11 protein-coding genes are annotated in these 20,962 nt (G+C 37.7%); 5 read left to right on the forward strand and 6 right to left on the reverse strand.

Going from position 1 to position 20,962, the window contains the following annotated elements; translation table 11 throughout:
• The first annotated feature begins 213 nt into the window (after positions 1-213).
• Together MWJ95_RS05590 and MWJ95_RS05595 are read left to right on the forward strand one after the other, a co-directional pair.
• Positions 214-4,686, forward strand: a complete 4,473-nt coding sequence (locus MWJ95_RS05590; RefSeq protein ID WP_249104684.1) for an endonuclease — start codon at positions 214-216, stop codon at positions 4,684-4,686.
• Positions 4,687-4,941: 255 nt separating this feature from the next.
• Entirely contained in the window at positions 4,942-5,952 is a 1,011-nt protein-coding gene (locus tag MWJ95_RS05595; RefSeq protein ID WP_249076321.1) for an acyltransferase family protein, read from the forward strand.
• Here MWJ95_RS05595 and MWJ95_RS05600 read toward each other — a convergent pair.
• The 3 genes from MWJ95_RS05600 to MWJ95_RS05610 are packed head-to-tail and all read right to left on the reverse strand — an operon-like array spanning position 5,903 to position 8,913.
• Entirely contained in the window at positions 5,903-6,265 is a 363-nt protein-coding gene (locus MWJ95_RS05600; protein WP_249104687.1) for a hypothetical protein, read from the reverse strand. The two genes, MWJ95_RS05595 and MWJ95_RS05600, sit on opposite strands and share 50 nt — an antisense overlap.
• A 28-nt stretch (positions 6,266-6,293) precedes the next feature.
• Complete coding sequence (locus MWJ95_RS05605; protein ID WP_249073490.1) at positions 6,294-7,478, reverse strand: alginate O-acetyltransferase AlgX-related protein; 1,185 nt, start codon at positions 7,476-7,478, stop codon at positions 6,294-6,296.
• A 10-nt stretch (positions 7,479-7,488) separates the two neighbouring features.
• Positions 7,489-8,913: an MBOAT family O-acyltransferase gene (locus MWJ95_RS05610; protein ID WP_249104688.1), complete on the reverse strand. Its 1,425-nt coding sequence runs from the start codon at positions 8,911-8,913 to the stop codon at positions 7,489-7,491.
• 920 nt (positions 8,914-9,833) lie between these two features.
• Here MWJ95_RS05610 and MWJ95_RS05615 point away from each other — a divergent pair.
• Together MWJ95_RS05615 and MWJ95_RS05620 are read left to right on the forward strand one after the other, a co-directional pair.
• Entirely contained in the window at positions 9,834-12,872 is a 3,039-nt protein-coding gene (locus tag MWJ95_RS05615; protein ID WP_249104690.1) for an S-layer homology domain-containing protein, read from the forward strand.
• A 283-nt stretch (positions 12,873-13,155) separates the two neighbouring features.
• Positions 13,156-14,655: an S-layer homology domain-containing protein gene (locus MWJ95_RS05620; protein WP_249104928.1), complete on the forward strand. Its 1,500-nt coding sequence runs from the start codon at positions 13,156-13,158 to the stop codon at positions 14,653-14,655.
• On the opposite strand, the gene MWJ95_RS05625 is transcribed toward MWJ95_RS05620, so the two are convergent.
• The 3 genes from MWJ95_RS05625 to MWJ95_RS05635 are packed head-to-tail and all read right to left on the reverse strand — an operon-like array spanning position 14,648 to position 16,968.
• Positions 14,648-14,992 (reverse strand): hypothetical protein, encoded by a 345-nt coding sequence (locus MWJ95_RS05625; RefSeq protein WP_249073487.1) that lies wholly within the window; start codon positions 14,990-14,992, stop codon positions 14,648-14,650. The genes MWJ95_RS05620 and MWJ95_RS05625 overlap by 8 nt on opposite strands.
• 42 nt (positions 14,993-15,034) lie before the next feature.
• Complete coding sequence (locus tag MWJ95_RS05630; RefSeq protein WP_249104692.1) at positions 15,035-16,294, reverse strand: HlyD family secretion protein; 1,260 nt, start codon at positions 16,292-16,294, stop codon at positions 15,035-15,037.
• Positions 16,291-16,968, reverse strand: a complete 678-nt coding sequence (locus tag MWJ95_RS05635; protein WP_249073485.1) for a hypothetical protein — start codon at positions 16,966-16,968, stop codon at positions 16,291-16,293. The genes MWJ95_RS05630 and MWJ95_RS05635 overlap by 4 nt, the downstream gene beginning before the upstream one ends.
• Positions 16,969-17,480: 512 nt before the next feature.
• Here MWJ95_RS05635 and MWJ95_RS05640 point away from each other — a divergent pair.
• Positions 17,481-20,960 carry a hypothetical protein gene (locus tag MWJ95_RS05640; RefSeq protein ID WP_249104694.1) on the forward strand — a complete coding sequence of 1,160 codons (3,480 nt, stop codon included), beginning with the start codon at positions 17,481-17,483 and terminating at the stop codon, positions 20,958-20,960.
• Positions 20,961-20,962: the final 2 nt, after the last annotated feature.

Genomic DNA, 20,962 nt, shown 5'->3' on the forward strand with positions numbered 1-20,962 from the left:
ACGACACACATAGCATGATAGCAGCGAAGGAGGTAGGGGCAAAGTAGAAGAGAGTCTATATCTTTCAGTACTAGATAGTAAACAAGTTAAATGCAATAGAATGACAGTTAATGAATAAACAATTCTATCATTTTTTGCACAGTCTACTATTAAGTAGAGAGAAGACTTTGCATTTAAAAAACTAACTTTCCTAAATTTGAAAGGGGAATTTACTTGTCAAAGAATAATTGGAAGAAGCCTTTAAATACCTTTTTAGCAACAACCCTAGTCGCAAGTGTGGTTGCACCAGTAGCACCCATCACTGCAAAAGCTGAATCTTTAGCAAAGGATTTAATCATTTCAGAGTATATTGAGGGGAGTTCCTTCAATAAAGCCATTGAAATATATAATGGAACAGGGGCCGCTGTTGATTTAAGTCATTATACGTTAGAACTTCATACGAACGGCGAAGCCACTGCGAAAAATAAAGTGAGTTTGACAGGTATGCTAGAAAATAGAGCTACCTATGTTGTTTATCATAAGGATGCAAAGCCTGACATTAAAGCAAAAGGAAATTTGGAAAGCTCAACTGTTATTAATTTCAATGGAAATGATCCAGTTGTATTAAGAAAATCTGGTGAAGTAGTTGATTCCATTGGACAAGTTGGTTCTTCCGCGGATTTTGCGAAAGATGTAACTTTGGTAAGAAAAAGTTCAGTTTTGTCGGGTGATACAACAATTGATGATCCGTTTAACGCTGCGTTAGAATGGACTTCATTTCCTATAGATTATTTTTCTAATTTAGGGCAACACGTAATGGATACTTCAGGTGGACCTGTTGATCCTGAAGCACCGTCAGTTCTCTCAATTGGAGAGGCTCGCAATAAGGGAGTCGGTGAAACGGTAACGATCAAAGGTAGAGTTGCAGCTGGCTTAAAAAATACGTTCTCGGTTCAAGACGAGACAGGTGGTATTGCTGTAAGACCTACTAGTCTAGCAATGTCTGTCGGTGATGAGGTTACGTTAAAAGGTAAATTAGCTGATTATCGCGGGTTACTTCAATTAGATGGTGCTACAATCGTTGAAAAAGTGGAAAATGTCGGTGCCCCTTCTCCAAAGGTCGTAACAGGTGCTCAAGTAAATGAAGAGCGCGAATCACAGCTCGTAACAGTGAAAAATGTTACGCTCACAGATGTTCAACAAGGGGCTGGATGGGCAAACTTTACTGCCAGTGACGGAACGAACTTCCTTGTGCGAGATGAGACTAATTCGCTTGACTTAACGGTCGGTACAAACTATGAATCTATCACTGGTATTGTGCAACAGTTCGATAAAGACTACCAATTGATTCCTCGTTCAAAAGCAGATATCGTAGTGGACAGTTCGGTATTAAAGCCTGCTAGCGCATCTCCTGGAAGTGGAACGTTTGTTGGAAATACAACAGTTACATTATCAACATCAACGGCAGATGCAGAAATTTATTACACAGTAGATGGCACGGAGCCAACGGATAAAAGTTCTAAATATGAGAAGCCAATAGAAATTACTAAAGATACTACAGTAAAGGCAATTGTCAAAGCGAAAGATGGTACGTTAAGTGAAGTAACGACGTATGAATATACGATTACAGATAAATTACAAATTCATGATATTCAAGGTGCGGGGCATGCTACTACATTTGATGGTCAGACAGTGGAAGGAATTGAAGGCATCGTCACGTATTCGTTTTCATTAAATAATAATTGGTATTATACGATTCAAACGCCAGATGAATTGGCTGATGATGATCCGAATACTTCTGAAGGAATTTTCCTCTACAGTGGGAAGAAACAATGGCCAATAAAGGTAGGAGATTTAGTATCTGTTAAAGGTAAAGTAAGCGAATACGCTTACGATGGCTATGATGATCGACAACAAACAGATTTAAAAACAACGCAAATTAATGTGCGTGACGATCAAGATGGAAAAGTAGAAGTCCTTAAAAGTAGTGTCGCGTTACCAAAAGCAGTCGAAATTGATAAGTTAAAAATGTCCTTTAGTGAGATTGACAGTGATCAGCTTGAAATATTTAATCCAACTATCGACGCTATTGATTTTTGGGAAAGTCTTGAAGGGATGAGAGTAGAAGTTGGCAACGTGAAAGCTGTAGGGCCACAGGATCATGGAGATTTAGTAACAGTACTGGAGGATGAACCAACAGACACTATTCACGGTGGGGTATTGTACGAGAAAGACAATGCCAATCCAAACAGAATTCAGTTCCGCTTAGAACCGAATGGAGCTGCACGTGATTTTGAGGTTGCAACAGGCGATAAGTTTAAAGGGCCAATTACGGGAATCGTAGGCTATTCCTATCAAAACTTTAAAATCTATGCTTCTTTAGATGAGATGAAGGCAGCCCATGAAAAGGGAGCTACATCTCCAGAGACAACAAAAATAGAGAAGGCACAAGATAAGGTAACCATTGCTTCTTATAATTTGGAAAACTTCTCGAATAACAAAACATCTACAACTGATGATAAAGCGAGAAAATTAGCAAGAGCCATTGCTGTTGATATGGGTAGTCCTGATATTGTTGGCGTAACAGAGGTGCAGGATAATAACGGGCCGTCTGCAGGTGATTCCAAAGCGGATCAAAGTTATCAACGATTAATTGACGCTATTAAAGGTGTAGGCGGTGTCGAGTATCAGTATGTGAATATCGATCCCAATAACAATCAAGACGGTGGCGCGCCAGATGCGAACATTCGAGTTGGCTTCCTTTATAATCCAGAGCGAGTGAAGTTGAAGGAAGGTATTCCGTCAGGGGATGCTACAACAGCTGTAGGTTATAAAGATGGAAAATTAACATTGAACCCTGGTCGTATTGATCCGGAAAATGAAGCGTTTAAAAATAGCCGCAAACCTTTAGCCGCACAATTTGAATTCCAAGGTGAAGATGTCATTGTCATCGCAAATCATTGGAATTCTAAAAATGGAGATACACCTTTATTTGGTGCCATTCAGCCTCCACAATATGGAAGTGAAGTGCAACGTAAAAAGATTGCCAACATTGTTTATAACTTTGTGGAAGACGTGAAATCAAAAAATCCAGATGCCAACATTGTTTCTTTAGGTGATTTTAATGATTTCCAATTTTCGGATGCTCTTAAAATCCATGAAGGTCAATTGATGACAGATATGATTCATAAAGTGGAAGCTTCTGATCGTTACACATATGTTTATCAGGGGAATTCACAAGTATTAGACCATATTTTAGTGTCAAACAATCTAACAGACAAAACGGCTATTGATATCCTTCATATTAATGCTGATTTCACGGACATGGCCGGTCGTGCAAGTGACCATGACCCTGTAATGGTTCAAATCGACGTGAATAAAGGCTCAACTGTTGAACCGATTAAGCCTGAAATCGTTTATGACTATAAGAACTTCAAAAAGAACAAATTGACAATAAACAAACCGAGTATCGCACTGCATTTAGATGCCCAATCGGTTATTCCAAAAGGTGTATTCCTTAAAGGTGCCTATGTGGAGCTACATGGAGAAGGCTTTAAGACGACGGATGTTACCTTTAGTCCAGTTAAAGCAGGGATGATTATCGACGTAAAAGGCACTGCCGTGAAATCAATCACGATTGAAGGTCCAAATGTCAGTGAAATAAGAGGCGCTGAAAATATAGATATTCAATCAATCATCTATAAAAAAGGTGCATCACCTAAGCAAATTAAATTTACCAATTCAAAAGGGGATCCCATTGTGGATCCTTCTTTACCATCTGAAAATAAACAACCAATCGTTAAAAATCCAATTCCAAACAAAACGGCTGCTGTTGGAGAGGACATTCAAATTGATTTAACCGATCATTTTTCTGATCCTGATGGTGATGAACTTTCATTTACTGCTACAAAAGGAATTATAAATGGAAAGGTATTAACACTCAATTTAGATGAGGGTAGTCATATTGTTGGTGTCACAGCATCTGACGGCAAAAAAAGTGTCACGACAAGTTTCAGCGTTACCGTTAGTGCAAATGATTATTATGCAGGTGCCTATAATAAGGAAGGTCAAGCATTAAAAACAGTTCTGCATGATATTATTTCTGAACAAAAGGTCCTTTCTTATGATGAAGTTTGGGATGCATTAAAGTATACGGATGAAGATCCTAGTAATTCGAGTAATGTCATTTTACTGTACACGGGGAAATCTAGTCCAAAAACAAACAGTGGCGGCAATGTAGGGAACTGGAACCGAGAGCACACATGGGCAAAATCACATGGTAACTTTGGAACAAGTAAAGGACCAGGAACAGATATCCACCACTTACGCCCCGCCGATGTACAAGTGAATAGCGCAAGAGGAAATTTAGACTTCGACAATGGTGGCAGTCCAGTGGCTGGCTGTAACGGCTGCCTGAAAGACGCAGATTCATTCGAACCACCGAATAGCGTAAAAGGCGATATCGCACGTATTCTATTTTATATGGCCACTCGTTATGAGGCTGGCGATAAGGTTGATCTAGAATTAAATGACCGAGTTAATAATGGATCAGCTCCGTATCACGGTAAACTTTCTGTTCTTCTACAATGGCACAAACAAGATCCTGTAGATGCATATGAAAAACAAAGAAATGAAAGAATTTACGAAATCCAAGGCAATCGAAATCCATTTATCGACCATCCAGAATGGGTCGAGAAGATTTGGTAATATGTCTGTACTCAAAACGCCACTTCAACGTTTAAGTTGAAGTGGCGTTTGTGGTTTGGCTGATTTTGCTTCCAAAAAACAGCTTGTTGCTGCTCACATTCTACTATTTCATTTCACCTATCTTCTATTATATGTTTATTTCATTTCACCCATTTTCTATTCAATGTATCTATTTTACATGTATCACCATTTGCATTCATCTATAAATTGTGACAGACTTATTAGAGATATAAAAAGTAATAGGAGAATGTTAAAGTGATTAAAGAGTGGGATTTACTACGTGTGGTTGCGTGTTTGTCTATTTTATTATTACACACTTCTTCATGGATCATTATGACGATAGGTATACAGCCGGAGCAGACAATCTATCAGTTTTTACGGATTGCGCTATGTTATGCGACACCGACGTTTATTTTATTGTCTATTTTAATTTTAGCGAATCGGTATCAGGATAGAATACCGAGTAACTTTTGGTCGAATAGAATTCAATATATTTTTCTACCTTTTTTAGCGTGGGCAATGATAGATTCGATTATTGTAGAGTTAACGAACCACAATGGCTTAATATGGGACAAGTTTGTTAATAATGTCGTTTATGGTGAGTTTGTAGGCTGGTTTGTTGTAGTTATTTTGCAGCTATATGCAGTTTTTGTGTTGATGAAACGATTTAAATGGTCTATGGCTTGGTTTTTACCGTTATGTGTACTGATTTCTTTTATTCATCATTCAGTGATTTTATTGCCATATCCATACTTTCAAGATAATGAACTTCTGTTTCGTTTACTCTTTACGGGTTGGCTTGGTTATTTTGCCATAGCCTATGCGATAGGTGTGTATTATACGCAGATTGCTGCGCTTGCGAAAAAGTATCGTTACGCGACGATTGTGTTGTTCGTGTTATCAGGTGTCTTTTTATACATCCGTCTGCTACTTGGTTATACTGAGACGCATTCGAGACGACTGGATTTAATACCGCTTGTAATAAGTATTACCCTGTTGGTCATTGCCTGGGGACAGTTAATACCTTATACGAGAACGGTTCAACTGATAAGCCGATATGCGTTTATGATCTATCTCATTCATTGGGAAGTACTGCGTCTATCAACAGGCTGGTTTGTGGACCATTTTAATAGTACGCTCGTCAGAGTACCATTGCTAATGCTGTGGACACTAGTCGTTTGTATTACGGTGACGAAGCTGATTTCGATGCTTCCATTTAGTCAATGGGTAGTTGGAAAAATAAAAAAACGTCCTCGTACTGCATAAGAAAAGCAGTGATTTCTTTCATTAAAGAAATCACTGTTTTTTTGTATTGCCGGTAGCAAGCGGGTGGTTGCGCCGCTAAAGATAGAAATACCGCCGGCAACACTGTGAGTAGCGCCGGTAAAGATGGAACAATCGCCGGTAAAATAATGAGTAGCGCCACAAAAGGTAGAAACATCGCCGGCAACACTGTGAGTAGCGCCGGTAAAGATAGAAACATCGCCGGTAACAGCAAGAGTAGCGCCGCTAAAGTTAGAGACATCGCCGGCAACATAATGAGTAGCGCCGCTAAAGACAGAACAATCGCCGGCAACATCAACAATTGCGCCGCTAAATGTCGATCGTTACTCTGGCATCAGTCTTAAATTGCGGTCATTGTAAGCAAGCACGACGTAGTCGGGGTGCAGGCTTTGTAGATAAGAGATAGCATCTTTATCCAAATAACGTAAGTCTAAAATCGTTAACTCTTTAAAGTGACTTGCCACATGAAATTGAATAGTGTTGAAGTATGAATCTTTGATGACGACGATATGTTTATCGCTGTCATAATGATTGTTAACAATTGTGAGCTCTGAGAAGTCGCGGCTATAGGCTTCGGCATAGTTGACGACTGTTTCAGGACTCATCTTTTTAGCACGGCCGTATACTGCGTCGTACGGAGCTGTGACGCCATCCTCGATAGAACCGACATGAATTGTAAATTGTGTTGCGAATGAAGCTGGCTCGTTGTAGCAAACTTGATCGCGGTTATTGACGGTCATGTACAAAATTTTATTCCATGAGCCAGCAAACTTATTAGGTAAGCAATAAGTATTGGCTTCATTATATGGAATCGGTTCAATCGTTTCACCGAGTCGTTCGCTCATTGTTTTCATGAGTGCCTGATAGCCTGAGTATGCACCGCGTATTGTCCAGTGATGATCGGTTTTGAAGAAGTTACGTTCAGCAGAAAAGTCGTTATTCTTCATTTCATCATAGAGACGAACATTATCTACACCTTTAGCGGTAACAAACTCATGAAGGCGTAAATTATTGGCAACTCCGGCGTCCTCAGGCATATAGCTTGGGCTTGGCTCGCGTGAGTAAGTCGCCTTTGCTGGTAGCGAGTAATACGTAAACGGGATATTTTTTTCAGCTAGTCCTTCGCTTAGCTTTTGTAAATCAGTAGCAAAGTAAGCGAGCTCCTCATCCGGTTTTTCTTCAGCAGGCTTTGAAATAATCCAGCCGCTTTTATCATCAACTGCGTACTTATCGTTTAAGTAGGTTTTCCCCATCGCACGTTGGTAGTAAACATAATTACGCATCCATGTATCGCGTGCAGGAAATTGATCGGAAATATAGGTTTCTACTTGTTTTGACCATGCCCCAGATAAAATTTCCTGTGGGCTTGGCGAAAGATTTGCAGATTCTAACGTACGGTTCTCCATTTCAGATTGTGGACGATCCACCGTTAATACGTGCACGACGAAGCCACCGAAAATGATGCAAAAAAAGGTTATTGGTAATAGATACATTTGTATTTTTCGCATGTTGTCCCACCTAGAATCTAAAGTAAATGAATGGATTATGTGTTGCGTTCACTAAAAACATCGTGATAAAGAGCAACAATGCTCCATAGTAAATGGATTGTACAAGGCGTAGACTCCAATCAAATGATAGGGAAGCCGTCGCTTTTTGCTCGCTCCACGTTTGATAAAGTCTATAAACTGGCATAACGAAGATAATCGCAATGACAAAATACACGACATAATCCTTTGCAAGCAAAATCGTTTCATAATTATACAGTGCTGCATCGGATAGTCCGAACAACGTTTTGATAAATCCAAAGGCGTATGTAAAGTCATTCGCTCTAAAGAATACCCAACCGAACATAATGAAAGTAATCGTATAAACATGACGTAAGAAACGAGGTACGCGTTCCAACCATTTTAAAAGCACCCATTTTTCAAGGCAAATTAATAGTCCGTAATAAAAGCCCCATGCCATAAATGTCCAGCTCGCCCCGTGCCAAAAGCCCGTTAACGTCCAAACAATTAATAAGTTTCGATATAGTTTCCATGCGTGGCTAACACGACTACCGCCAAGTGGAAAGTAGACATAGTCTCTAAACCAGCTGCTGAGCGAAATATGCCAGCGACGCCAGAATTCTGTTACGGACTGTGCAATGTACGGATAGTTAAAGTTCTCTTCAAAATGGAAGCCAAAAATTCGTGCTAAACCAATGGCCATATCACTATAGGCAGAGAAGTCAAAATAGATTTGTAGCGCGTAAGCAAAGAGCCCAATCCAAGCAGTACCTGTTGTTAAATCGCCACCTGATAAACTGAAAACCTGGTCGGCCACTTCACCCATCGGATTTGCAATAAGTACTTTTTTAGCTAACCCCTGCACAAAGCGACGAGTACCCATCATCCAATCCTCAGCTGTAGAAAAACGCTTTTTAATTTGCTCGGCTACCGTTTGATAACGCACAATCGGTCCGGCTACAAGCTGTGGAAACAATGTAATGAAAAGCGATAAATCTAAAAAATTACGCTGTGCCTTTACGTCTTTTCGGTAAACATCAATCACATAGCTAAGTGCTTGGAACGTGTAGAATGAAATACCAATCGGAAGCGGTACAGCCTCCCATTCAATAGGCTTATCCAAATAGTTGTTCAAAATGTCCACGAAAAAGCCGGCGTATTTGTAATAGCCTAGGATGGCCAAATTACTCACAATAACAAGCCAAAGTAGCGCTTTTCGTTTAGACTGCGAAACCGTATTTTCAATGACAATCCCCAAAATATAATTAAGCAAAATGGAAATCACCATTAATAGTACATACTTCGGTTCCCCCCATGCATAAAAGAACAGGCTGGCCAAAAGTAAAATTGTGTTACGAAGCATCTTCGGAGAGATGAAGTACACAATGAGCACTAATGGTAAAAAGACATATAAAAATATAAGGCTACTAAAAACCATTCCTTCAAATCCTCATCTCTAATAATAGTTATATCCATTATAGTATCGCGAATAATCGCTAATAAAAAGCCTAAATCGCCGATAAGATCATGAAGATCCCTAATAATAAGGTAGAATCACTGAAAAATCACGAAAATCACTGATATTATCACAACAATTGCTGATTAAATTCCAAATATCGCTAATTGAACCAATACAATCGCTGATAGAAAAATAGAATCGCTGATAACTAGATGAATACCGCTGATAAAAAGTCAATAACCGCTGATAAATTCACGAAGATCGCTGATAAAAAGGTAGAAACGCCGATAAATCGTGAAAATCGCTGATAAAAAATAGAATCGCTGATAACTAGACGAATACCGCTGATAAAAAGTCAATAACCGCTGATAAATTCATGAAGATCGCCGATAAAATGCCAAAAACCACCGACTATATCACGACACTCGCTGATTAAAAAATGCAAATCACCATGGGTCATTTTTCGTCGATCATTAAAAAAATAATTGCTTATAAAATGTACCAAATAACTCATAATACATCAAATTTATGTAAAAATATATTAGATTCAAGGAATACAAGAATAAATTTCCTACACTATTTTAACGTAAATTCACGAATTGTTCACTATTGGTTTTTACTCAATTATTGCGCGAAAGTCGAAATATGTAGAAATTTGGATGGTAAAAATGACATGGGTAAGATGGTATATTTTCCTTGTGGCAGTAAGGTTTGTCTGTCAATTTTAAGGATGGTAGCAACAATTATATTTTCATAAAAAATGGTTAAATAACCTTTAAAATTAAGGTGTTACCACAATTTTCATTCCAGTTATTTCATTTTGAAATTTATTATCTCGTAATCTTATAATGAATTCGTAGTCACAAATATTGGCTAATTTATCTAGGGGGTATTTTCATATGAAACAAAAATATAGTAAATGGGTTGTCGGCGCAGCGTCAGCAGCTCTAGTAGCATCAGCAATCGTACCAGCAGCAAGCGCAGCTAGCTTTACTGATATTGAAAAAAGTGATCACAAGGATGCAATCTTAGCATTAGCGGACGCTAAAATCGTAGCAGGTTACCCAGATGGCACATTCAAACCGAATGCTGTAGTTACTCGTGGTAATGTAACTAAGTTCTTAGGAAAATGGTTAGTGTCAGAAAATTACGAAATTCCTGCAGATTATGCAACAGAAGCTCGTTTCACTGATTTACCAACAACAACACCTGACAAAGAGTTATTACAATATGCAGCACTTGTTAAAGATGCTGGCGTATTCAAAGGCTCAAATAACAAATTAATGCACACTAATAACATGAGCCGTGAGCAAATGGCAGTAGTTTTAGTACGTGCAATCAAAACAGTTTATAACGTAGATTTAGTAGCTGAATACAAAGAAGCTGGATTCAAATCTACTATCACTGACTTAGAAAAAGCTACAGCTGCAGAAAATCGCGAAGCAATCATCGCGTTAGAATATGCTGAACTTACAAACGTTAAACAATTCAATCCTAAAAACACATTAACACGCGGTCAATTTGCATCATTCTTAAGCCGTGCAATTGATAATGTTGGTGAAGAAGTTTTAACTGTTAAAGAAGCTAAAGTTGTAGATGCAACTACATTAGAAGTAACACTTTCTGATGATTCAAAACATACTGTGAAATTAGAAACTGCTCTTCCAGAAAACAAAGAAACTAAAGTAGATTTCGAAATTGATGGTAAATCTTATTCAGCTGTAGTTACTTATGAAGTACCTGATGCTAAATTAGAATCAGTAAAAGCAATTAACGCTAAAACAATCGAAGTTCAATTTAACAAAGCAATAGAAGATACTTCTAAAGCTAAAGTTGAATTACTACGTGGTTCTTTCAAACAAAACGTAACTCTTGTTTGGGCTGATGACAAAAAATCAGTTCAATTAGTAGGTGCTACAAACTTCCAAGCAGCTGAATACACTGTAAACGTTGCTGGTTTAACTGAAAATGTATTAACTAATACAGTTAAAATCGAAGCTCAAAAAGTAACTTCAATTGAAGTTTTAGACGAAGTAGCTGTAGTTAACAAAGCCGTTAAAACTGACGGTACTTTCGACGCTGGTACTACTGCAACTGTTGGTTATGTAGTTAAAGATCAATACGGTACAGATATTACAAAATCAACTTCTTTAAAAACAAATAATGATGTTAACGTAGTTGCTGATTCAGCTAAAGGTGTAGTGAAATTATCAGGTGCTGTAGTTGAAGGCAAAAAAATCGGCGATTTAGTACCAGTAGTATTATTTGATTCTGCTACAGGCACATCAGTTTCAAAAACTGTAAAATTATCTGCTGAATCTACAGTTTCTTCTATCGAAGTAGCTGGTGTTTATAACGCTAAAGGTGAAGAAGTAGCTTTAAATGATGCTTCTAAAGCTTCTGATGCGTATATCGTATTAAATCTTAAAGATCAATATGGTAAAGAAATTACAGACGAAGCTAAAGCAACTGGTCTAGTAATTACAAACACAAACTCAACAAACTTAGACATCGAAAACACTGTTAAAAAAGTTAAAATTGGCGATAAAGATAAATTAGTAGTTGCATTAAAATCTATCTTAAAAGCTGGCGATACTGATGTATTATTCATTTCAACAACTAACGGTCAATCAGCTAAATATACTGTTAAAGTTGCAGAAACTTCTACAACTAATACAATCGCTGTTTCTCAACCAGAAATCGCTGTTGCTGAAGAAGCTACATTAATCCCATTAACAGTTACTGATAAAGAAGGCAATGTAATCACTAACAAAAAAGTGTTAGCTGATGCAAACAAAGGTATTAAAGTTGGTGGTGCTACAGTTGCTGAATCAGCTCTTGAAGTAAAAGATGGCCAAGTATACTACAAAACAACATTTAACACTGCTGGAACACAAGCATTAGTATTCCAAACTTCAACTTACAACGTTGCTACTATTACTGTAGATGTTAAAGCAAAAGCAGTACCAACTGTAGTACGTGGACTTAAAAATCCTTTAGTAATTTCAACATCTCAAAATCCTGTTACAATTACAGCGAAAGACCACTTAATCATTGAAGACCAATATGGTCGTGAAATGAAAAACTCTGAAGCGCCTGTAAAAGTTACATTAGTTGGTACTTCAGATGTAGTAACATTAAACGGTAATACAGTGAAAGCTGAAAAAAATGGTACAGCGACTTTAAATGTGGCACTTGAAACTCAAAATGGCACAATTGATTCTGCTGTAGAAGTAAAAGTACAAGTAACTGATGGTACAGAATACAACGGTTATGAAATTGCTGAAATTGGTAAAACAAAAGCAGGCGAAGATAAAGCTATTACAGTTAACGGTTTACTAAACGGTGGTAAAGTTGCACTTGAAGCTAACGAATATACTGCGACAGTAACTGGCGGTCAATTAGATGCACCACAAGTTGTAACTGCTGGTAAAGTAAAAGTTGAAGAAGCAGCTTTAAACACAGATTCAGCTAAAAAAGTAGTAGATACAGAATTCACATTAAAAGTTACAGTTAATGCTACTGGTGAAATCTTAGAACAAAAATTCGTTGTTTCAGCTGAAGCTGCAAAAACGCAAGATTTCTTCTTTACAGCATCAGCACCAGCAGCTGATTACAACCAAGCTAAAGCTATTACAGAGGCTACATTAGTATCTGGTTCAACTGTAGCAGTAGGCTTAAAATCTACAGGTGATGCACCTGCAGTAGTAAACGTTGCAACTGTTGACCAATACGGTAACAAAGCAATCACAGCACTTGCTGCAAATACAGTTACAATCGTACCTGAAAAAGCGGCTGATTTAACAATTACTGATAACGGTACTGCTGGTGCAACAGCAGCATTAAAATCAGGTGTTACAGAAGCTAAAGCTACTTTAAAAGTTAAAGTAGGTAACGCAACAAAAGAATTAAAAGTAACAATTGTAGCAGCACCTTAATTAAAGGGATTATGCTATAAACTAGTGAACTAGTATCTTAGCCTTGTGATTAGATGAAACTTTTTGTTTCATTATGGTCACAAGGCTTTTTGATGGAGATAGAAGTTAAAGCCCTAACATTTAATATAAATGTTAGGGCTATTTCCATTTGTAGTAAAACATGAAGAAAAGCTCAACAACACATTCTAGAATACATAACAATAGAAGATTATGAAACTTTTAGTATTACTCGACATATTATCATAGTATGATAGACAAAATATGTTAAGGGGTTGAGCTGGTGATGAATAAGCATACTTTATTTCAGGGGGCATTAGTTGCTGCTCTTGCGACAAGCGCCATTGTAATAGTACCGTCTGCGCAGGCAACAGAGAAATTTTCGGATGTTGATTACACGAAGGAATACGGTGTAGCGGTAAAGGATTTAGCGGGACGCGGAATTATTAAAGGTTATGCAGATGGCACATTTAAGCCATTTGCTAATGTGACGCGTGGACAGGCATCGAAGATTTTAGCAGGTCTTTTAGGGCTGGATACTAAAAATGTACAGGACCCTAAATTTACGGATGTAAAGCCGAGCGATGAATATTATGGAGCAATCGCTGCCTTAGCAAATCAAGGCATTATTTCAGGATTTGCTGATGGTAGATTCGGTGTCAATCAAGCTATTACACGTGAACAATTGGCGCGAATGCTAACAAGTGCTTATCAATTAGAAATGGCTGAAGCAGATCAAACATTACCCTTTACGGATATTGTAAAATATTCGGATGCTTATTACGCAGTCGCTCCATTGTTTGAAAATCATATAACGAAGGGGATAACGCCAACTACTTTTGGTGTACAAGAGACGGTGAATCGTTCGCAGCTTGCTTTATTTATTCATCGAATTGAGGCTGTTCAGGCGAAACGAGCTATCCAAACATTTACTGCGCGTGAGCTTAATTCAACTAATATTGATGCTTATTCTACCAATAATTTAACACCAGATGGAGAACATGAATTTTTCCGTATTCTTCGAACAAATTACGATGTGAAAATTGAGGCGTTACGAGAAGGATCAGGCTATTTCATGCTTGTTGGCTATAATATCGATAATGAGGGAAATTATGCAATTGTCGATATGCAAAAATATAAAATTGATGTCACAAAAGTAGATGGAAAATTACAAATGAACTGTCAGCCAACAGATGAAATTACACCAGGTTCAGCACTGTTTTTAGAGCAAGATTTTGGCTTTGATCCGAAAAATATTCAGCTAACAACAGCTGATGGTCATGCTGTGAGTGATAAAGTTTTCAGCTATAAGCCATATAAATTTGATGGCTGGGAGGAAGAAACAATTCCTAAGGGCGGTAACTACGTGCTGATGTTATCACAAGCAGGTGACTATATCGCGACTCTCTCTGATAATAACGGACATTCGACACGGGTAGGTATCCATGCAGAATCTGATGGCTATGAATTGTATACAACATCAGCGATTGAAAAAAACAGTGCGTTCATTCCAAAAAGTGAAATTGGTTTTAAAGTGAAAGATTTCAAAATCGAACAATACACAGGTGCAATGCATGATTATAAAATAGTTGATGTCGATCTTTCAGAAGATGGCGTCACTGTCAAAAAAGTCGGACAAGGTAATGCTATTTTTTCTGTTCGTCTAAATGGAGAAAATGGTGAAAAACTTTATGTCCATGGCATGATCCATGAGGTAAGTGGTATAACAGCAATGAATTATGAACTAGTAACCCAAGAACAAATGGAGAATTCATCGTTTAATTAATAAAACGGTGTAAATCGCTGATAAACCTGGGTAAATCGCTGATAAATATCGAAGAATCGCTGATAAAACCAGGTGAAACGCTGATAAACAATGGAAAATCGCTGATAAACCTGGGTAAATCGCTGATAAATATCGAAGAATCGCTGATAACCCCGGGTTCGCTGATAAATATCGAAGAATCGCTGATAAACCTGGGTAAGTCGCTGATAAATATCGAAGAATCGCTGATAAATCCGGGTAAATCGCTGATAAACAACGAAGAATCGCTGATAACCCCGGGTTCGCTGATAAACAACGAAGAATCGCTGATAACCCCGGGAAAATCGCCGATAAACATCAAAAAACCTCCCCAATTTTCATTCGGGGAGGTTCTTGTATACTAAAAGACGATATATTTCACGTAGTCTTTCCAACCGATCTTTTTGAAATCTTGCCATTTAATTTTTTCAAGAGGGATTGAACGGAAGGAGCGCGCTAATATATTGCGTTGTTCATTTGCAATAATTGGTGTGCCGGCTTCCAAATAGCTTGAGAAGATAGTAGAATCGGCCGTTTTAAAGGCAACCTGGATATCCTCAAGGCGTATTTTGCCGTTTTCATCAATTGTATAAATGCTATGTTTATTGTTCTTTCTAGATTTCACCCATGCGGACTTCACCTTAAACGCGTTGGATGCTTCATTTACGGTAATAGCAGCCTTACCAACTGTTGAAAATGGAATGTTATCTAGTATGTCATCCTGATGCAAGATGACTTCATAGCTTGTAGGCTTTGGTAGCTTGGCAGTTTTAGCTAGTTCATTTGCCCAAAGTGATTCAGTATTCATGGCTATCTTTTGTTTTTGAACGACAGTACCTGATAAATCCCCGTCGTTATGTGGCAATTTAAAAGTAACAGTTTGTCCATCTTCAACCTTTTGCCATTCATCCTCGGATAAGTAGGCGAGCATAGATTTTTCAGCTGAATAAATTTCAAATGTTACTGTACCAGCTTCTTCAGTGATTTTTGAGATTACACCATCTACTGGGCAAATAACACCTTGCCATGCTTTAATTTGTTCTATGCGTGCATCCAATAATGCTACTTCACGATTAGTCTCCGCGATGTGGCGATTCAGTATGGCCACTGCCGTTGATGGAGTAGCTTGCTGACCTAATTCAAACTTAACAGAGACGTTTAACTTTTCACTAATTTGGTCGGTATTAATAGAGCTTTTTGGGTCATTGGCTCCACCGTATTCAGATTCTATCTCCGCTAGCGCAGATTCTAAATCACTTAATTCAGTTTCGTAGGCAGTGCGTTCAGCCTCAAGCTTTGTTAATTCACCGTCAACTTTCTCTGTTTTGTAGGTTGCTAGTAAATCATTAGCGTGTACTTCTTGTCCACGTGTTGCATCGATGGCAGAAAGGCTTTTCGCATCTGCTGAAATCGTATAAGTTTGAGAAGGTGCAACAATCGCATCCTTTTCAACAGTCTCTTTACGTTCGCCAGTAGCAGCTATTTGGAATTCATCGATAAAGTAGGATCTGGCTACTTTACTATCATCCTTAAATACAAAATAAGCATTTACGCCAATTAATAACGCTATCACAATAATACTTAAAATTGTCCAAGGTCTGGATTTAATAAAGCGCATCATCCTAACCCCCTTGTAATCCATTCTTGTAGTGGTAACGCACTAACCATTCCGATAAAAATAGCCATTACCACATAGAGCCCAATAATTTTTGCTAATAAGGCCTTACGATCTGACCAGTCCTCCCATTTTGAAAGGAACGTGTATTGCACAATAATTGTTAATACCGTTGCTACGGTAAGTTGATTGATAGCAAATAGTACAAAATCCGTATCAATCACTTGCTGTGCTACAGGTGCAAGTGAAAAGAAGGAGAAGTTTGTCGTGTATCCAACTGCATAAAACACGGCAAATAAAATTGTCTTTTCAATAAGTAAAAATACCATTACATAAAGTTGTACCTTCTGAATCCATTTGTAAGGAATGTCTGTAAATAGATGTAACAAGTATGTAATGCCGTAATAATGGAAGCAATAATAGATAACTCCCCAGGCAATAGCCCCAACCATTGATAGTAAACGGGCTGTATAGTATTCACTTGGATGATTCGATGCAAATAATGTTGTTAAGCTTTCGGTACCCATGCCCCAAAACTCGCGAACCATAAATAGAAGCATAAAGAGTATGAAAACTGTGAAGGATCGTTTTTTATAGCCTCTTATTTCTCCTTGTTCAACAGCTTGGGTAAAGTTAGCGGGATGCATTAAGCTGTGCCAAAACTTATATTGATAAAACATATGTAGCTCCCTTTCTCGTAATTTAAATATTTAAGTTGTAGTATGCACCTATTTACTGGTAAATGACATAGTAGTTTAATTTAATCGCTATGGTTAGACAATTATACAAAGTTTTTATTCCCCATTCTATGTAATGTTAGACAAAATATTTCCTGGAAAATATAAAGTGCAAGTACATGCAGACAAGCTTAGATCTCGCTTTCGACAATTGTGGGCCATATTCGCACCTATCTTTAACATATAAAGTCTATTAGCATTTTTTATTGCAATCGGTCATATTTTGCCAAAATTTTTGCCAGATCAATGCACATGATTCAATTATATAGTATCCTAACAATAACTTCCTATAAAAAGACTATTTAATCTAAAAAAAAATATTATTCCGTTGGTGAAGGGGATAGCTTCTTCTATAGAATAGCTTGAAATAGGATAAAATGCACCGATACTAAAGGTAGCAAATTAGAAATGAAAGATACATAACAATTTACCTATAAAAAGAAAGGGTGGGCATTTTGAAGAAACCAATACAGGTTGGTGTCATAACAAGCCTATTACTAACTCCGGCAGCGATCGCCAATGCTCAAGAAGGACAACCTCAAACAATCTCTCAGGAGAATCAACAAGCTAATGTGAATGTAGCTGCAACAGTCACAGATCCAAGAGCTCAAACTATTGCACAATTTGGCAAACTATCTGAAAAATCTGGAGCGACAGAAATGGCTGCTGCCAAGAGAGATTTAGCATTTTTAAGCGATAATTTTGATGAGGAAGAAATCTATTTTATTACGGCTAAATATAACTATATAGAAAAACAAATTGTTTTGTTAAAAAAGCTCAAAGATATTGGTGCAAGTATTAATGGTCTCTCCTATACTAGTAAAACTTTCATGAAAGAAGTAAACGATGTATTTACTAGATATGAGAAATTTTTAGGTACAGAAGAGGGAAATTATTTATCTGTACAAAAAACATTTAAAGACGCTGTTGATACTGCAACTAACAATAAGGCTAGAGCTATCGTTAAAGATGTGACGGGTACATCACTCCAATATGAATTTCCAGAGCCTGATCGCAATACGTATTTCAAAAATAACGGGGCAGATATTGCAAAACTAAACAAAATGAATGATGATGCAAATGCAGTGAGTGGTTCAGTCACTTTATTGGAAAAACTTTTATCCATCCTTAGTGATCCAAATGCTGATGCTACTAAAATTGCAGAAACTACTACTGAAATAACAACTAATTTGAACAAACACACAGCAGATCAAAAGAAAATCATTACAGCCTATAATCCAACGAATGCAACGGTGACACCTTACAAAAAATATACAGAAGTAGTAGCGAACTTATCTTCAGCGGAGAAAGTAATGGCGAGTATTACACTGCTGAAAAATAAAGGTCCAGAAAAATTCACATCTGCTACAAGCTTTATTAGTGAAGTTGCATCGATTGAAACGGCCTTTAATAAACTAGATGCTAGCTCAAAACGACTAGTGACAAACTATAAAGATCTTGAACCGTTTAAGGAAGCGGCTACTATTTCCAAGCAAATTGCAGCGCTAAAACCGTCAAGTAGTGCAGATTATCGAACTTCCGTAGCGGCGATAAGTGGTGCCTTATCAACTTTAGATACAAAAGATTACGTAATAAATAGCGCTGACTTAACATTAGCTGAAGCAAATATCAAAGTAGCGCAAGAAATTGAGGCACTCATTGCGGGCATTACCAAAGCACCGGATATTATTACAGCAATTGAGCAAGCACGAGCTGCTTACAATACACCTGTAGCATCTGATGGAACGAAAATAGATCCAGCCACTGTCAAAAAAATCGTCAATAATTTGTCAGTGCTAACAAGCTGGGAAACTTCACATAAAGCTGTTTTAAATGTAATTACACTTGTGGAAAAGCTAGACCCAACTGCCAAAGATTATACTAAAAAAGCAAAGGCAGCGAATACGGCTTACCTAAAGTTAGATTCTACAAAACAGGCGTCCGTGAAAAGCTATCATTCTGGAAAATTGAATGATCAAGTAGCGGCAATGGATGTTGTGGCACGCATCATGGCCTTAAATCCATCGCAAAAAACATATACAGAGGCAGTTACGCAGTTATTTAAAGATTACGGGGAACTATCAGCTGAGGGGCAAAAACTTGTCACGAATTATGTTGATCTTGAAACCGCGAATCGCTATATTACAACAGCTAAAAATTTCGATGAGCGTGTTATCGCTTTAGCGAATGAGTCAGACGCTACGTTTGTAGCGAAAGTAGCGGAGATGTCTACTGAATATAAAGCAATGGATAAAAATGTGAAAAAATTAGTCACACAATCCAAGACATTAACAACTTATGAGAAGAATAATGCCAATGTTGTGAAGGTTATTAAGGCAATTGACGCTTTAAATCCAGCAAGTAAGGATTATACAAAAAAAGTTTTGGCCGCACGAAAAGCTTATAATGCATTAGATTCTGCTTCGCAAAAACGCGTAACAAACTACAATCAGCTAACAGCGGTTGAGGATGTGGCTACATTAATAGGCTTAATTGAAACATTGAAGCCGACAAGTAAAACATTTTTAAATGATTTAGAATCTGCGCGCAAAAACTATGATGCATTACCACCAGAAAAGCAAAATGCTGTCACTAACTATGAAAAGCTTGTTACAGCAGAGACTGAGCTAAAATCTGCGGCTATAGTGATTGAATTGATAGAGGCGGCAATGCCTGATGACCCTGATTATTTAACGAAGCTCATGAATGCTCGCGTTGCTTACGATAAACTAACATCCGGACAGAAAAAGCTTGTGTCTAATGTAAAGGTATTAACAGATCGCGAAAAACAAGTAAAACCAATTTTAAATGTGATGGTGCAAATTGATGGTTTAGAGCCAGGCACAAGTAAATTTGTCAGTCAAGTAAACTCAGCACGAAAAGCGTACGATAAGCTGACAAAGGACCAAAAGCTATATGTTAAAAATATTGCTATTTTACAGAGCTATGAGCCAACTGCCAAAGTGGTTGAATTAATTGGCAAGTTAAAGCCATCAAGTAAAACGTTCACTACGGATACCGTACAAGCTCGCGCATTATACGATGCCCTAGCGAATGACATGCAACAATATGTCACAAACTACAATTTATTACAAGCTGCTGAAGCGAGCATCTTAGGTGCAGGAAATGTACAGCGCATGATTGATGAGCTTCCGACTGTCCCAGCAAATCAATATATTAAACGTATTGAAGAGATACGAGCAGCATATAATGCATTACCAAAAGATCAACAATATGCGGTTTCAAACTATAAAACATTGCAAGAGCAAGAGAAAATGATTAAACCTGTCATTAACGTTGTCAACGAGATTGATAAACTTATGACATCGAAAAATATGGACAGCCAATATCAAAAGATTTTAAAAGCATATGACAATCTTACTGCTACTCAACGTAAATATGTTTATAACGAGCAGTTGCTTCTATCATTAGATAACGTTATTAAAGTTTATAAGAGTATTGCAGCGTTAAAACCAAGCGATAAAATGTATTTTGGAATGATAGAATCTGTGCGTAAAGATTACGATAGCTTAAGTACTGCAGATAAGCAAAGAGTATCCAATTACAATGTATTGCTTGAAGCTGAGAAAAATATGAGTGAAGTAAAGAAAGTCGTAGAGATTATTGCTGGTCTAAATCCGACTTCCAGCACATATATTCAAGATGTAGCGAATGCTTCTGCGGCATATAAAGCGTTGGACTCAAAAGTAAAAGGACAAGTCCTTAACTACGATACTTTAAAGAAAGCGGAAAAAGATGTAGCGGCCGTGTTAAAAGTAGTAAATGCAATCGGTGAATTGGATCCAGACGCTAAAACGTTTGAGAAGAAAGTACTGGCTGCACAAAAACTATATGACGCCCTTACGCTTGAACAGCAGGACTTAGTATATAATTACCGTATTTTACAGGACCACTTAAAAACATTAGGTTATTAATA

This window comes from Lysinibacillus sp. Bpr_S20, assembly GCF_023337835.1.
Classification (GTDB): Bacteria; Bacillota; Bacilli; order Bacillales_A; family Planococcaceae; genus Lysinibacillus.

What these genes read in the sequence shown, in the direction of transcription:
- MWJ95_RS05600 (WP_249104687.1), bottom strand. Translation starts at nt 6,265, where the DNA reads ATGTTGCCGGCGATTGTTCTGTCTTTAGCGGCGCTACTCATTATGTTG.
- MWJ95_RS05605 (WP_249073490.1), bottom strand. Translation starts at nt 7,478, where the DNA reads ATGCGAAAAATACAAATGTATCTATTACCAATAACCTTTTTTTGCATC.
- MWJ95_RS05610 (WP_249104688.1), bottom strand. Translation starts at nt 8,913, where the DNA reads ATGGTTTTTAGTAGCCTTATATTTTTATATGTCTTTTTACCATTAGTG.
- MWJ95_RS05615 (WP_249104690.1), top strand. Translation starts at nt 9,834, where the DNA reads ATGAAACAAAAATATAGTAAATGGGTTGTCGGCGCAGCGTCAGCAGCT.
- MWJ95_RS05620 (WP_249104928.1), top strand. Translation starts at nt 13,156, where the DNA reads ATGAATAAGCATACTTTATTTCAGGGGGCATTAGTTGCTGCTCTTGCG.
- MWJ95_RS05625 (WP_249073487.1), bottom strand. Translation starts at nt 14,992, where the DNA reads ATGTTTATCGGCGATTTTCCCGGGGTTATCAGCGATTCTTCGTTGTTT.
- MWJ95_RS05630 (WP_249104692.1), bottom strand. Translation starts at nt 16,294, where the DNA reads ATGATGCGCTTTATTAAATCCAGACCTTGGACAATTTTAAGTATTATT.
- MWJ95_RS05635 (WP_249073485.1), bottom strand. Translation starts at nt 16,968, where the DNA reads ATGTTTTATCAATATAAGTTTTGGCACAGCTTAATGCATCCCGCTAAC.